The sequence below is a fragment of the Bacillus sp. TH50 genome, assembly GCF_016650565.1.
GTDB lineage: Bacteria > Bacillota > Bacilli > Bacillales > Bacillaceae_G > Bacillus_A > Bacillus_A mycoides.
The window spans coordinates 3,048,563-3,064,596 of record NZ_JAEKFM010000003.1 but is presented as its reverse complement, the minus strand read 5'-3'; the positions used below and the strand labels follow the sequence as shown (position 1 = coordinate 3,064,596).

At 35.4% G+C, this 16,034-nt stretch carries 14 protein-coding genes and 2 tRNA genes; all 16 read right to left on the bottom strand.

Translation table 11 applies throughout. The features are described from left to right. Nucleotides 1–74 precede the first annotated feature (74 nt). The 16 genes from hpt to pth all read right to left on the bottom strand — a co-directional run bounded on the left by hpt (nt 75) and on the right by pth (nt 16,006). Nucleotides 75–617 carry a hypoxanthine phosphoribosyltransferase gene (hpt, locus tag JFU23_RS15920; protein ID WP_002124550.1) on the bottom strand — a complete coding sequence of 181 codons (543 nt, stop codon included), beginning with the start codon at nt 615–617 and terminating at the stop codon, nt 75–77. Beyond that, nucleotides 614–2,044, bottom strand: coding sequence for a tRNA lysidine(34) synthetase TilS (gene tilS, locus JFU23_RS15915; RefSeq protein ID WP_085308571.1), 1,431 nt, complete (start codon nt 2,042–2,044; stop codon nt 614–616). The genes hpt and tilS overlap by 4 nt, the downstream gene beginning before the upstream one ends. A gap of 203 nt (nt 2,045–2,247) precedes the next feature. Beyond that, a complete protein-coding gene (gene spoIIE / locus JFU23_RS15910) occupies nt 2,248–4,719 on the bottom strand; it encodes a stage II sporulation protein E (protein WP_016093699.1) in 2,472 nt (823 codons plus the stop codon). Between the two features lie 261 nt (nt 4,720–4,980). Continuing rightward, a tRNA-Glu gene (locus JFU23_RS15905) sits at nt 4,981–5,052 on the bottom strand. A gap of 13 nt (nt 5,053–5,065) precedes the next feature. After that, nucleotides 5,066–5,139, bottom strand: a tRNA-Met gene (locus JFU23_RS15900). A gap of 158 nt (nt 5,140–5,297) precedes the next feature. Continuing rightward, on the bottom strand, nt 5,298–5,786 hold the full coding sequence (locus JFU23_RS15895) for a S1 domain-containing RNA-binding protein (protein WP_002063394.1): 489 nt from the start codon (nt 5,784–5,786) through the stop codon (nt 5,298–5,300). A gap of 87 nt (nt 5,787–5,873) precedes the next feature. Continuing rightward, complete coding sequence (gene divIC / locus JFU23_RS15890; RefSeq protein ID WP_002124547.1) at nt 5,874–6,233, bottom strand: cell division protein DivIC; 360 nt, start codon at nt 6,231–6,233, stop codon at nt 5,874–5,876. Beyond that, the gene (gene yabQ, locus JFU23_RS15885; RefSeq protein ID WP_201032243.1) at nt 6,230–6,883 is read right to left on the bottom strand and encodes a spore cortex biosynthesis protein YabQ; all 654 of its coding nucleotides are present in this window, start codon (nt 6,881–6,883) and stop codon (nt 6,230–6,232) included. Before yabQ ends, divIC begins: the two co-directional genes overlap by 4 nt. Next, a complete protein-coding gene (gene yabP / locus JFU23_RS15880) occupies nt 6,880–7,188 on the bottom strand; it encodes a sporulation protein YabP (protein WP_001059101.1) in 309 nt (102 codons plus the stop codon). The genes yabQ and yabP overlap by 4 nt, the downstream gene beginning before the upstream one ends. Nucleotides 7,189–7,246: 58 nt before the next feature. After that, nucleotides 7,247–7,522, bottom strand: coding sequence for an RNA-binding S4 domain-containing protein (locus JFU23_RS15875; RefSeq protein WP_002009677.1), 276 nt, complete (start codon nt 7,520–7,522; stop codon nt 7,247–7,249). A 14-nt stretch (nt 7,523–7,536) separates the two neighbouring features. Further along, nucleotides 7,537–8,997 (bottom strand): bifunctional methyltransferase/pyrophosphohydrolase YabN, encoded by a 1,461-nt coding sequence (yabN, locus tag JFU23_RS15870; RefSeq protein ID WP_201032242.1) that lies wholly within the window; start codon nt 8,995–8,997, stop codon nt 7,537–7,539. A gap of 12 nt (nt 8,998–9,009) precedes the next feature. Then, nucleotides 9,010–10,611, bottom strand: a complete 1,602-nt coding sequence (locus tag JFU23_RS15865; protein ID WP_085308565.1) for a putative polysaccharide biosynthesis protein — start codon at nt 10,609–10,611, stop codon at nt 9,010–9,012. A 231-nt stretch (nt 10,612–10,842) separates the two neighbouring features. Next, nucleotides 10,843–11,379 (bottom strand): stage V sporulation protein T, encoded by a 537-nt coding sequence (gene spoVT / locus JFU23_RS15860; RefSeq protein ID WP_002009670.1) that lies wholly within the window; start codon nt 11,377–11,379, stop codon nt 10,843–10,845. Between the two features lie 135 nt (nt 11,380–11,514). Next, nucleotides 11,515–15,045 (bottom strand): transcription-repair coupling factor, encoded by a 3,531-nt coding sequence (gene mfd, locus JFU23_RS15855; RefSeq protein ID WP_085308559.1) that lies wholly within the window; start codon nt 15,043–15,045, stop codon nt 11,515–11,517. A gap of 105 nt (nt 15,046–15,150) precedes the next feature. Beyond that, nucleotides 15,151–15,375: an anti-sigma-F factor Fin family protein gene (locus JFU23_RS15850; RefSeq protein ID WP_085308557.1), complete on the bottom strand. Its 225-nt coding sequence runs from the start codon at nt 15,373–15,375 to the stop codon at nt 15,151–15,153. Between the two features lie 70 nt (nt 15,376–15,445). Beyond that, complete coding sequence (gene pth, locus JFU23_RS15845; protein ID WP_087943057.1) at nt 15,446–16,006, bottom strand: aminoacyl-tRNA hydrolase; 561 nt, start codon at nt 16,004–16,006, stop codon at nt 15,446–15,448. Nucleotides 16,007–16,034: the final 28 nt, after the last annotated feature.

Here is a 16,034-nt window from a genome sequence, read left to right as displayed (position 1 = left end):
TCTCACGGCATAAACACTATAGTAAATCGTAACATAAAAAAAATTTCCTATACAATTGTAACGCCTATATTTAATTAATTTGAGTAAACACTTGGTTTTAATACTCCTACATAAGGAAGATTACGGTACTGCTCTTTATAATCTAATCCATATCCTACAACAAATTCATGAGGAACAGTAAATCCAACATAATCTGCTTTCAGATCAACCTTACGGCCTGTTGGCTTATCTAATAAAGTAACAATTTTTACAGATTTCGCTTTACGATATTTAAACAGGTCCACTAAATAGCTTAGTGTAAGACCGCTATCAATAATATCTTCAACGATTAAAATATCGCGACCTTCTACCGAAGTATCAAGATCTTTTAAGATTTTTACTTCGCCTGTCGAAACTGTAGAGTGACCGTAGCTAGATACAGCCATAAAATCCATTTCAAGATATGTATCTGTTCTCTTTAATAAATCTGCCATAAATGGCATTGCACCCTTTAGTACACCAATCGCAAGAGGTACTGTATTTTTGTAATCCTCTGCAATAACTGCACCTAGTTCGTGCACCTTTTCTTGTATTTGTTCTTCAGAAATTAATACTTTTTCGATATCTTGATTCATCATTTCATTATCCTCCCGGAAGACTCCTTGCTTTTGTAGTGAATAATCATGTATTTACCCTTCTTTGCTAGCTCTTTCGAAGTAGCAAACGCAGATCGTTTCAACAAGGGTACCCAAATAATATTTCCACTTGCGTCACAGACGATCGGCCATTCTTCTCTTTTTTCTTTTGGTACTTTCGCTTCGATAAAAACAGCTTTTATCTTTTTTGTACCATCCATACCTTGCATTGACATGCGATCTCCATTTTCCCTAGACCGAATACGAAGTGGATACGATATATCATTATACTTAGCAACAAATACTGTTTCATTCATGTTACTCGGTATATCTTCGCTCACCTCTGTTACAAGTTTATCCCCATTCGGCAATATAATTGTCCCAGGTACTGATAAATCTTGCGAAAAAGGAGAAACAATTTCTTGTTTAAATCCAAAACCACATTCTTCGTATGTGCGAACAATTTTCAAACCACCTGGAAAATCTAGTGAACCTGAAGGTTGTGCCCGCTTAAAAAATTCAATCACCTTGTCAATATGTATAGAAGAAAGCGAAGATGGAATCTTATATTCATAAAGATAGTTTAATATTAGTTGAATCCCTCTTCTTTGTAAAGGCATAGACATGGATTCAAAGGCAGGAATTGATAAGCTAATTTGTTTATCGCTTTTTTTTGTAATTACTTTATTCATTTTCTCAAAAGCTAATTCCTGCAAATAAGCCTCATCCTCTTGCATCTGCACGCTAAATTTTTGAAATTTCTCATGCATTTGTGGATTTTCTTCTTTCAAATAAGGAAGGACATATTTACGTAATCGATTCCTTGTATATACTTCTTTTTTATTACTCGGATCTATACGCGGAATAACTTTTAATTTATTACAGTAATCAACAATTTCTTCCTTAGTTACCCCAAGTAACGGCCTAATTAAATATCCATTATGAAAAGATCGCTTCACTGCAATTCCTGCGTATCCTTTCGGAGTACTCCCTCGTACAAGGCGCATTAAAATCGTCTCTACTTGATCATCTCCATGGTGACCAAGAGCTACATATCTCGCAGCATATTTCTTCATTATTCTTTCCAAAAATGCATATCTGCATTCTCTAGCTGCAACTTGTGCATTCATTCCATATTGCTGTTGATATTGCGACACATTAATCCTTAGCGTTTCACAAATAACTCCTAGCTCTTTGCAAAGACCCTGTACAAACTGTAAATCCTCATAAGATTCATTGCCTCTAAACATATGGTCCACATGTGCTACTACAATTTCTAGCTGTTTTTCTGCCCTTTTTTCTAACAAATAATATAAAAGAGCCAAAGAGTCAGGACCACCAGAAACCCCTACAACAATTGTTGAATGTTTCTTTAATACATCATGCTGCTTTACAAAGTCATCTACTTTTTCAACAAATGCATCTTTCAACTTCGCAATCACCTTTCATTAAACAAGAACAACAACATTAGTTACCTTGTATATAATGGTACAACTTTTACAAACATTGTGCAAAAAAAAGATGTACAAAATCCATATTTTTATCTTACATCCCTCCTGTATATTTAACAAAGTAATCACATTACCTTTTTAATCAAAAAAACCTAGGCATCTACCTAGGTTTTTTGATTATTTTATTGCGCCTGCATTCCTACTATTGGAATCGTAGCCCACTTCGGCATATTTTTCTTTACTTTCGCCACCACAATAGTCATATCATCATTTATATAACCATCACCAGAGCGAATTACTTCTTCCATAATAATATCAGCGATTTCCTGTGGGTCCTCTGTTTGTAGTTCTTTAATTTTACGTTTTATCCATAATTCGTGATTCTCCACATGTTGCGCTCCCTCAAAGATGCCGTCACTCATCATGATAAGAAGATCACCCGTTTTTAATTGCTCACCAACCACATCAACTTCAACATCTTCAATGATTCCCATCGGCAAATTACTTGCCTCAATTTTCAAAATATTATTTCCGCGTTTAACAAAACTCGGCGTCGATCCAATCTTTAAAAACTTCGCACTCGCATCCCGTAAATCTACCATAGCCAAGTCAAGCGTTGTATACATCTCCTCTGTCGTCCTTAAAGAAAGAATCGAATTGATGGACTTAATCGCTATTTCTTCATCAATACCTGATTGAAGTATCTTTTGTAATAATTTTACCGTTTCCCTACTCTCCATATGAGCCCTTTGTCCATTTCCCATACCATCACTAATCGCAAGTGCATATTTACCAACGCTCAAATCCATCATCGCGTAGGAATCACCTGAAACAAACCCACCACCTTTTGCAGCTGTGGCCAATCCTGTATCAAGAGAATACGTCTTCGCTGAACCAAATGATATTAAACTGTGCCCATTTGGATATGAGGATTTCTCTTCATGCTTAACGACGATATTCTCTTTTAAAATATCTGAAAGCATTGGAGCAACCAACTTCTCACATTCCCCATGTTCATTAGATGCAGCCGGAATCAACATTTCAATATCAATACTTCCTCTATCTAAACAATAAATATCAACATGCTCCACTTCGACACCAAAATCACGAAACGCTTGTAAAATTTGCTCCTCCTGCGCTTGATGGTTCTCTCTTTCTCGTTGTATCTCCTTAGCGAAATCCTCCATCACTTTTGATACACCTAGTAATTGCTCCGCTACAATTCTACGATTTTCCTTCATTTGTTTTCTTAATTTCTGCCCCTCATAGAAGTGATCTAATTCACCCGCTACTAAATCCGTTACTTTCTTCCCTCTCACACAATGCTTGTCCCATTCACGAACTAACTTCCGATTATGCTGCAGCGTTCCTTCTTCTGTTTCACTCATTATTTGTTTCATATAATCGTATGTTTTATCAAAATTAACTACCCAACATTGATCCTTCTTAAAGCATGTTTGACATGTTTTTGCAGTAATTGTACTTAAAAATAAATCAGCTTCTGTTTCTTTATCTTCCTCCTCCACATACCCGTATACAGAAAAGCTATTAGACAAAGCAGCAAATACATTAGCAAATTGATTGATTTTGTTTGCTGTAACATCGCGCACTCTTCTTAAATATTGTTGTTGATCCTGTGAATGCTCCTGTGTACCTGGCATAAATTTAGCAATACGATCCATAACAAGCTTCGGTGTTAATAAGAATAAAACAATTGCTACACCAGATTCAATTAAAGTTGTTACAATACTTGTTTGCTTGTCTACATATAATGTAATTAAGCTTGTACCAATTAATAAACCTAAACTAACTCCTATACGCTTCCCTTCTTTTAACAATCCCCCAAGCAATCCTGAAAAGGCAAGGAGACTAAGTTGAGACAAGCTCGCCACATTCGCTAAACTTAATATTAACCCAGTGACAACTCCTACCGTGGACCCTGTAGCTGCCCCTGCAATAAAGGCAAATACTAATACTAAATATCTAGTGAAAATATGTTGAATAGAAGCATCATAAACAAACCAATCCGTTGTGCCCGTTAAAACAGATGCTAGTAATATAATTAAACAAACAATTTCTTCTGTTTCTAACGCTTGTTGCTTCCCTTTCCTTTCCACTAAAAGCGGAACACTTTGTAAAAATATCATCGTTAATACGAAGCTAAGCCCCGCTTCGATCGTACTGACGAGCAGATCATACATGGTGACGGTTTGCTGTGCAAAATATACAACAACTAAATGTGCGGTTAATGCGGAGATAAATACTTGGAATGGTACAAGTCCAACAGTTTTACGTGTAAACCGACTAAAGAAGATATTATAAATAAAGAAGGTAAAAATAGATGCAAAAGTAAAAAATAAATTATCTATTGAAACTGAAAGTGCTCCCCCCATTAGAGCTAAGAACGCGAGCGGCATTTTATCTCGCTTCATAACATAAACAGCAGCAAAAAACGGCAATGCAAACGGTAAAATGTTTGTTAATATATATGCTCGTCCCAAAAGAAAACCAATAACAGCAATAATGAATCCCCATCTAAAGAAAACTTGTTCAAACTTCATTCGCAACTTACTCGTCCACTTTATTGTTCCAAGCTGACTTTCATTCATCGCCAATGCACTTGTATTCATAGTATTCCTTCCTGCTTTAGGCATATTTTTAACACCACCTGCATAGTTTAATTACTGTTATTATAAAAGATGATTATTGGTTTTTTTGTCAAAACAACAGTTTTGACTTTTATAATCGTTCGACTTTTTATTCGAAATAAATCTACATATATACATAGTATTTAATTTATTTAAAGCAAGTTAAAAGAATCTTCAGAAAATATAGGGTGATTTTGTAGAAGTATTGTACGTCTTAATTTATATTTAACAAAAAAAGATCATGCAAATTTGCATGATCTTTTTAGATGACCCGTACGGGATTCGAACCCGTGTTACCGCCGTGAAAGGGCGGTGTCTTAACCACTTGACCAACGGGCCGTTAAATTAAATATAGCGGCGGAGGGGATCGAACCCCCGACCTCACGGGTATGAACCGTACGCTCTAGCCAGCTGAGCTACACCGCCATGTCGTCATATTTAACGGACAATTAGTATCTTACATCAGATACGCTTTAAAGTCAACACATCTCAAAAACTTTTTTAAAATATATTCTCTCACATAAAAAAGTACCCGAGTAATTACTCTGGGTACCTCTCTATATGTTAAGAATTAAACGGACTTATTATCCGCGACGTGCGCCACGGCCACCACGTTTAGATTCTGTGTTACGCTTTAAAGAAGTTAAACGATCTTCACTATCTTTTAAAAAGCGTGCCATCTTTTGCTCAAATGTTTCTTTTGGAGCTCGTTCGTTACCGCCACCGCGGTTATCTCTGTTGGAAGAACGATTATTATTACGTTGTGGACGTCCAGAACGTTGTTGATCACCACCACGTTGGTATTCACCACGTGGACGATCTCCTTCTGTTTTTTCACGTTCTTTCGCTTTCTTAATAGATAGGCCAATTTTGCCATCTTTTTCAACATTGATAACTTTTACTTCTACTTGGTCGCCTACTTTTAAGTGATCGTTAATATCTTTCACATAATTATCAGCAACTTCACTAATATGAACAAGACCTGTTAAGCCTTCTGGCAGCTCCACAAAAGCCCCAAAATTTGTAATACCTGTTACTTTACCCTGTAACTTGCTGCCTACCTCGATTGACATAAAAAAAATGCTCCTCCTTAGTGGTTAAAAAGTCAAATTTTACTTTATTATATATAATCCTAAAATGTAGTGTCAATAAGACATACTCTACTTAGAAACAGGAAAAATTATCTCCCCTTTTCCGGAGAAGAAATAATCCCTTCTAGCAATCTTTAAAACGTACTCTTCATCATTCAACTTTTGAACTTCATCTTTTAGATTCTTTTCTTTTTTCGTTAATGAATCCAGTTCTTTTTTCATGTCCTTAACTTTTGCTTCTTTTGCTTTAATGGAACTGTTTTGTTGATAAAACGTCACACTAATACTAGCAATAATTGTAAAAGCAAAGACAAGAAAAACCGCTAAACGGCGATAAAGTCGCTTCCTGTTCTCATCCGTTTGTATTATATGTTCTTTAACAGGATTTGGACTCTGTTTTTCGATTGTTCTTTGTCTCAGTTCCCTCATTTCCGAGGTCCCCCTAACTTCTTTTTTATACGCACCCATGATTGGAAGATATGTCCCTTCAATTTTGCTACATATTGCAGGAACCCTACATGCTTCATTATAAAAAGTTTAACACGATTAGGGAGAAGTTTCCATATGAGCGAAGCAATAAACCGAACAGGCGAGAAAAAAACTTTCCATATGAAAAGTAATATCCAAATCACCATTTTCCATAACACATGTCCAATTGAAAGCAGTATACGAAATAAGAATAATATAAATGCAATAAATAGCTGTGCTATAATAATAACAGGTTTTATCATGAGTAGCTGTATAATTCGAACAAAAAATTGTGTTGTTTGTACAAAAATATAGATGAGAAAATTTAACATCTTCATGTATAGTGCTTTCAATAAGCTTTGATATGCTGCAAAACCACATAGTAACGCCAAAAATACATATATACGTAGTTCGGCTTCATTTACACGCAGTAATACATAAAAAACGAATAATGCTTGGACAATCCAAAATAGTATATCATGTATAAATACAAGCCAACGTTTACGCTCTTGGCGTTTTAAAAACCGTTGGTATGTATCTAAAGAAGCACCAATCCAAGCACCCATTCCAATCATCGAAAGCATTGTATACAACTGAATTGTTAGGCTCATTTAAACAGCTTACTAAAGAAGCCTTTAGTTTTCTCCCCTTGGTTCTCATCAATATACAGCATTTCATGAACTTTCCCTTTAATTGATACAACACCCTTTTCTACATCTAAATTCTTCATTTGCAAATTTTGACCACGAATTGTTAAAAAACCCATTACAGTCTCGAGTAAAAACTCTTCGCTATCAAAACTCTCTACTTGCTTTACACCAGTAATATCGATTACACGCCTGCCACGCATGATAATATCATGCTCTACAGAAACATTTTGTTGATTAGAAGACATAGGTGAGTAACCATTATTCACGAAAATCCCCCCATAGCTTTATACTAGCTAATAGTAATGTATGAAGGGCTAACCTATTTTAGAACAAGCCTTCTTCCGCTTTCACTTTTTCCTCACGAACGAGACTATACATGTTTGCTGCATCTTCTTTTTTAGTTGTTTCTTTCAATTCATTTACTTTCACAGTTACTATTTTTTGCCCGAAACGAATTGTTAATTCATCCTCTACCTTCACATCTGAACTCGCTTTTGCCACTTGGCCATTAATCGAAATTCTTCCTTGGTCAGACACTTCTTTTGCTAATGTTCTTCTTTTAATTAAACGTGATACTTTCAAAAATTTATCTAGACGCATATCAAATCCCCCTATTAACGCTCTGTTTGTTTTGCCTCTTCCCATAAAATATCTAACTGTTCTAATGATAAATCTTGCATTTCCTTATTCATTTCAGCTACTTTTGCTTCCATGTATAAAAAGCGAGCCATAAATTTCTCATTAGTTGAACGTAACGCTTCTTCTGGATCTAATTTATAATGACGAGCTATATTAACAAATGCAAATAGTAAATCACCAAATTCACCTAGCATCTTTTTCTCATCCATGTTTACAACTTCTTGTTGGAATTCTTGCCATTCTTCTAAGGCCTTCTCTATCATCGGCTGCACATCAACCCAATCAAATCCAACCTTTCCAGCTTTCTTCTGAATTTCATAAGCACGCATTAGTTGTGGCAAGCTTTTTGGAATACCCGCTAAAACAGATTCTTTCACGAATCCCTTTTCTTTTTTTTTAATTTCTTCCCAATTTGCAATCACTTCATCAGCATTATTTACATCCGTATCCCCAAACACATGCGGATGACGACGAACCATTTTCTCAGCTAAAGTCCGAATAATGTCATCTATAGAGAACCAACCTTCATCCTCTCCAATTTGGGCATGAAGCATAACTTGTAATAATATATCACCTAGTTCTTCTACTAAATGATCATCATCCTCTTCATCAATTGCTTCTAGCACTTCATACGCTTCTTCAATTAAGTATTTCTTTAAAGATTGATGAGTTTGCTTTTTATCCCATGGGCAACCATTCGGTCCACGAAGATCAGCAATAATTGCTCTAAGTACATCAAACTGCTGATATAAGGACGCACGTTCCTTAACTGGCGGTACATACACACTCGTTAAATTATTTAATTCTGTTTCGTGATCTAACATGTATAACGATACCTTTTTCACTTGCTCGAATGAAGTCCCTGCAGCTGTTACGATATACACTTCGTAATCATCTGGCAAAATCTCCATTAACGTTAGCTTCACATCTGAAGCAACGAATGCATCATACACTTGGCAAAAGATTAAATGTTGACGTAATTCTAATTGCCCTCTTTCAAATGATGTAGCATCAATTAATTGGAACCCTTCAATCGGATCAATTTTTAGACTTGCAAACATCGGATCAAGGAAACTTTGTCCACCTTCAATTCGCACTTCAATATTTGCTGCTTCTCCTTTTTCCAAAAGTAGCTGAACTGTTCTTTCTGCTACAAGCGGATGACCTGGAACAGCATAAATAATTTCTGCGCCTTTAGCTTGTTCTAGCAATGTATTCGCAATTGTTTCATATACGATTTCAAATGTATCATGTGCCTCATATACATTATCAAAGGCCGTATATTTTATAGCCTCTTTCTCCAATTCTTCTATAACTGGGTGTTCCTTCGTTCTAACAAACATATGGTCTGCTTCTTTTATCTTTCGATATACACCCATCGTTAACTGATCTAACTCACCAGCACCTAATCCTAAAATAGTAATGATTCCACTCACAACCAGTCACCTCTATCCACTCTTCTTCAATGAACCTTCTTTTTTCTCTTGTTTCATAACGGTTCCTAATTCTTCTTTTGTAAATACACGTAATTTTAAAATTAAAAACATATATGCTAATCCACCGATAGCTACACCTAACAGCGCTTCAAGCGTCGCAATTCCTCTATGTCCTGTATCAATTACTAATCCGGACATTCGCAACATACGCATAAAGATTATTAATACAAACCCCATACCGATACCACTAATAGCTACACCTAACATATTCCGCCTATCAATAAGCGGCTCCGATACAGCTCGCATAAGTAACACACTATTTAGCAAGGCAATTACAATAAGCGCAACTAAAGTTGCAATTGCAGCTCCCTTTACACCAAAATACGGCATTAATATATAGTTTAAAACTAACTTCAAACAACCTCCAAATACAACGAATATTGCTGGTTTTAATGTTTGTCCCACTCCTTGCAAAATGGAAGCAGTTGTAATTGACAATGAACTAAATAAAATAGATAAAGATAAAATCGATAACACATCTGATCCATCACTATTTTCAAACAACATAATATTTGTAGGTTGAATAATACAAGTTAATCCAATAGCAGCTGCAAATCCAATAACAAATGTTATTTTCATTGCTAACTTTACCTTTTCTTGAATAAATGAAAGATCTCCTCTTTCTTTCGCCGCTGTAATAATAGGAATAAGTGACAATGAGAAAGAAGTTGTCACAACAGTACCTAATTGCATAAGCGGGATACTTCTATCATAAACACCTTTTAGTACCTTTGCATTTTCAACTTTCTCTCCCGCACGAATAAGCAAAGTATACAAGGAAATAGAATCCGCCATTTGTATAAAAATAAGGACTAAATTACTAACACAAATCGCTAATCCCTGCCAAAAAAGGATTCGAACAATCCCTTTTTTATTTCTAATTCCCTTCCATCTTTTGAAGAAAATAGCATGGAAATCATGACGCATATAAAGTAAAAGTACGATAATCCCAATAAGCCCGCCTGCAATTGAACCTAGCATAGCACCCGCACCAACTGTATATAAATCAAATCCCTGAGCAATAAGGAATAGTGATAAAAATACAATAATAGAAACACGAATCGTTTGTTCAATTACTTGCGAAACAGCCGTCGGCATCATATTATTGAATCCTTGAAAATATCCTCTCGCTACAGATAAAAATGGCATTAGTAGGAATGAAAACGAAATAACGCGTAATAATTTATCTAAATGTATATCGCCCATAGCCGATGCAATTGTTTTGGCCCCAAAGAATAATGTGAAAAATCCTATAAAGCCAATTCCTAATAAAAACCAAAAAGATACACAAATAATTTCTTCTGCTTCTTTTTGTTTTCCTCGTTCTAATCTTTCTGCGACCATTTTTGAAATAATAATAGGAAACCCATAAGTAGCTAAAATCAAACAAAATCCATAAAACGGATAAATTTGTTGGTAAATATAAAAACCAACATCACCCGCTATATTTTGATATGGAATACGGTAAAAAGCGCTTAATACCTTCGTAACAAAACTTGCGATTGTTAATATAATAGCCCCACGCCAAAAGGCTTGGTACTTCTTCGCTTCCATACAAGAAAACTCCTTTTTCTATTCTCACCCCTCGTATTATATCACAAAGAAAAACTGGCTCTCCTTCATATTCCTTACATTCACTGACTTCTTTCAACAGCAAAAATATTCAATGAAAAAAGGTAGCAAAGCGCTACCTTCGTTCAATATACTTATATCTCCAAATAGTTAATTTCTCAAATAGAAATATCATAATTAGGAAAGATTGCTACTTATAGAAATTACACTTCGCTACTGCTCCATTTGTTTCGCTAAAAAGCTTGCAGCTGTATTTACTGATTTATGCTCTACTTCACTTATAATAGCCTCTTTAGAGAAGATAACGACAGCTCCGATTGGATCTCCATTTGCAATAATCGAGCCAATTGTATAAGAGCTCACTTTTTCTGTTACTCCATCAATAATTGAAATTTCGCTTTCATCTGTCATAATTACAGACTTACGCTCTTCCATTGTCTTCTCAATTAAATCGCCAACACTTTTATTTAAGTATTCTTTTTTAGATGCGCCCGCTACTGCGATAATAGAATCACGATCGCATACAAGCACATTATGTCCTAAGCTATCGTATAAAGCTTCCGTATATTCCTTTGCAAAATTACCTAGTTCACTAATTGGAGAATATTTTTTCAAAATCACTTCTCCATCGCGATCAACAAATATTTCTAGTGGATCTCCCTCACGAATACGTAAAGTTCTACGAATTTCCTTCGGAATTACTACCCTGCCTAAATCATCAATTCGACGTACGATTCCAGTTGCTTTCATTCTAATGCTGCCTCACTTTCTACTGATGATCAAAGTGGTGAATTTACCTGTTCATGTAAAAATCACCAACTATTAAACATAGTATTTTACACATTAGTTCTTCTATGCACGTCGAATTGTATTTTTTATCTTATATTAGGCATTTATTACTTCTTTTTTTACATTTGGCAAGCCTTTTAATAAATTTTCAGCAATTGTTAACCATTTCGACGTCTCTAATCCATTCGTTTTCATCACAATTTTCAATTGTGACCCCTCCATACCAAGACCGATCATACGGCCAAAACTACTTCCTAGCATGAATAATTTTCCACCATCTATATTTTGGCTCGCTTGTTCAGAAAACAGGAATGTTACTTCAAATTTATTTTGCTTAATTAACTCAATTTGTTCTTTCATTGCCAACACTTTAATGTTTGCAATTTGTAATAAATAACCAACTTCTTGTGGATAATCACCAAATCTGTCGATCATCTCTTCCTGCAACTCTTCAATATCTTCAATTGCAGAAATACCTCTAAATTGTTTATACATCATAATTTTTTGTTTACTATCTGAAATGTACGCATCCGGTAAATATGCATCTACTTCTAAATCAATTTCAACATTAACGGTATTTTCAACTCCGTCTGTTCCTCTACGTTGCTCAATTGCATCTTTTAACATTTGAGAATATAGATCAAATCCGACAGAATCAATAAATCCATGTTGTTCTGCCCCTAACAAATTACCCGCACCACGAATTGATAAGTCTCTCATCGCAATTTTGAAACCAGATCCAAGCTCTGTAAACTCTTTAATTGCTTGCAGACGCCTCTCTGCAACTTCCGATAACACTTTATCACGTTTGTATGCAAAGTATGCATACGCGACGCGATTAGAACGCCCAACACGACCACGAAGCTGATACAACTGCGATAATCCCATACGATCTGCATCAAATACAATTAATGTATTTACATTCGGAATATCTACACCCGTCTCAATAATTGTTGTACTTACAAGAACATCATGCTGCCCTTCTAAAAACGATAGCATAACAGACTCTAATTCACCTTCATTCATTTTCCCATGTGCGTATGTTACACGAGCATCTGGAACTAACATCGAAATTTCATCTGCTTTTCTTTCAATATCCTCCACACGGTTATATAGGAAGTAAATTTGACCGCCTCTTGCTAACTCTCGCTCTATCGCTTCTCGCATTAACGCTGGATTATACTCTACTACATATGTTTGTACTGGGAAACGATTCTCTGGTGGTGTCTCAATAACAGATAAATCGCGCACACCAAGCATAGACATATGAAGTGTACGTGGAATCGGAGTTGCCGTTAATGTTAACACGTCAACATTTGCTTTCAATTGTTTAATTTTTTCTTTATGTGTAACGCCGAATCTTTGTTCTTCATCAATAATAAGAAGTCCTAAATCTTTATAAGTAACATCTTTAGATAAAATACGATGCGTTCCGATTACAATATCCACCGTTCCATCTTTTAAACCTTTAATCGTTTCATTTTGTTGTTTTCGTGTGCGAAATCTACTTAGTAATCCTATATTAATCGGGTAATCTTGAAAACGCTCTCGAATTGTTTCATAGTGTTGTTGTGCAAGGATTGTTGTTGGTACTAAAATCGCAACTTGTTTTTCATCCATAATTGCTTTAAATGCCGCACGAATAGCTACTTCGGTCTTTCCATATCCTACGTCACCACAAAGAAGCCTATCCATCGGACGTCCGCGTTCCATATCTTTCTTAATCTCTTCAATAGAACGTAATTGATCCTCTGTCTCTTGATATGGGAATAAAGATTCAAACTCTTGTTGCTCTGCCGTATCTGGTGTATATGCATAACCTTTCGAAGCTTCACGCTCGGCATATAATTTAATTAGGTCATCTGCAATGTCTTGTACAGATTTTTCAACTTTCGTTTTGACCTTCTTCCAATCATTTCCGCCTAATTTATAAACTTTTGGTTCCTTACCTTCAGACCCTACGTATTTTTGCACTTGATCAATTTGTTCAATTGGAACGTATAACTTATCATTACCTTGATATTTAATATTTAAATAATCTTTATGAACACCATTAATCTCTAATGTCTCAATACCTAAAAATTTACCTATACCATGATTTACATGAACTACATGGTCTCCAACTTTTAATTCCGAATAACTTTTAATACGTTCAGCGTTAGATAACTTTTGCTTACGTTGTGATTTTTTAACCTTCTTATGAAAAAGCTCCTTTTCAGTAATGACAACAAACTTTTGCATCGGCATTTCAAAGCCTGCATGTAAATCACCTACAGCAATTTGTAACCTTCCAGGCAATAAGATATCTGTGGCCTCTACAATGTCTGCATCAATATCATAATCACTTAAAATATGTTGTAGTTTTTTTACACGTTCATCATCTGTTCCAAGCACAACGGTCGTAAAATTACCTTCATTCCATCTATCAATTTCAGTTTTTAACAAATGCATCTGTCCGTGGAAATCTTGCATCGTTTTACATGTCACATTCACAATGTTTTGAGGATGTGTGTGTGCTATATGGCGTAAGAATAACGTTAAATATACAAAACTTCTTTTTTTATTATGAAGAAACTCCTCAAACGAGTGGGAGAAAGATAAATCCTGAATAATTGTTCCTTCGCCAAGAAGTGAGATATACCATTCCGCTTCTTCTGTTTCAAGATGTGATGCGGTTTCTTGAATACGGGAAATCTCATCTAAAATTACAACACCGTTCTCTGGTAAATAATCTATCAGACTAGCAGGTTCTTTATAGAAAATAGATAAATATTTAAACATTTGTTCTATACTTTGCCCGTTTTTCAACATTTCAATTTCATGACTAACCGTCTCAAGCACAGTAGTCTTTAATTTATCATCGGAAAGCTTTTGCATCGTCTTAGTCAAACCTTCTTCAAGATGCTTAATTCCCGATTTCAATTCTTCCTGTGAAAATAAAAACTCTGTTGCCGGACCAAACCGAACACTTTCCCTTTTATCTTGAGAGCGCTGTTCTTCCACATCAAATAATCGAATAGAATCAACCTGTGTATCAAAGAATTCAATACGAAATGGTAATTCTTCAGTTAATGGGTAAATATCTAATATTCCCCCGCGCAAACTAAACTCTCCTGGAGCTTCTACCATCGACTTACGCTCATAACCAATATGATGTAAGGTATGCAAGAGTGCATCTAAATCAATCTCTTGCCCTAGATTGATTTCAATTTGCCTTTGCTTCCATAATTCTTTTATTGGTAAAAACCTACGCAGCCCTGCAACTGGCGCTACAATAATCCCATTCTCTCCCGCAGCTAAGCGATTTAACACTTCAATACGCTGCGCCTTCAATTCTGGACTTGCAACACCAACTTCCGATGCTATCAATTCATTTACCGGATATAGCCAAACATCTTTTTCACCAAGTAACGCCACTAAATCTTCATGTACTTTTTGTGCTTGGTATAAATTGTGCGTCACGATAAGTTGTGATTGCTTTGTCTTTTTATATAAAGCTGCCATTAATAATGAACGAGAGGATGTGGCCATACCCGATACAAGTTGCTCTTTCAACCCATCTTCTAGCCCATTAATAACCGATTGTATTTCTTCATTTTTATAAAATTGCTCTAATAAACCTATCATTTTCAAAACTCCTCTCAACATAAAGAGCAAGTTACTATATTTTATGCAAATATTTTGGAAAAAGAAAACAGAAAAATGCTTTGGACATGCCAAAGCGACAACATTTTATTGCAGAAATTTTTCATATTCATAATACTCAGGATAAGATGTGAGCGTTTCTTGACACGATTCACAAATCGTTTTTATATATATATTTCCATTCTCATGAAAATGAATCATATCCACTACTTCTTGCTCTGTTAGTTGAAACAAAACGTCGCTATATACTTTTTCTGCGATAATGGAGCCCACATTACTTCCACAATGTCTACAGTAATAATAACCTTCCATACTAGCCTCCTAAATATCCAATTGCTACTAGTATGGGATAAAACAAAATAAAATATTCCAGATTGTGCGCTTAACTATTAAAAGTATTCATGATTTGGAGAAAAGGTTTATTTAACCATTCCTCACATGCATCTGCTGCATTTTCAATGGATTGATTAACGCCAGATATTTCTTCAGATGTAAAACGTCCTAATACGTAATCCACTACTTTTATCCCATTTTTCGGACGATCGATTCCCATGCGGATACGTTGAAATTCTTGTGTTCCTAAATGTGAAATTGTTGATTTCACACCATTATGTCCACCCGCACTACCTTTCATGCGAAGGCGTAATTTACCTACAGGAATATCTAAATCATCGTACATAACAATGAAGTCCTCGACATCAATTTTATAATAATCCATGAGTGGACGGATACTTTCCCCAGATAAATTCATATATGTAAGTGGCTTTAGTAAGATTACTTTTTCCCCATTAACAAAGCCTGCGCCAAATACCCCTTTAAACTTTTGTTCATTCAAAGAAATACTCCAACGTTTTGCAAGTTCATCGATTGCCATAAATCCAATATTATGCCTTGTTAATTCATATTCTCTACCTGGGTTCCCAAGTCCTACTATTAATTTCATTCTTGTACCACTACTTTCTTTTTTCGAT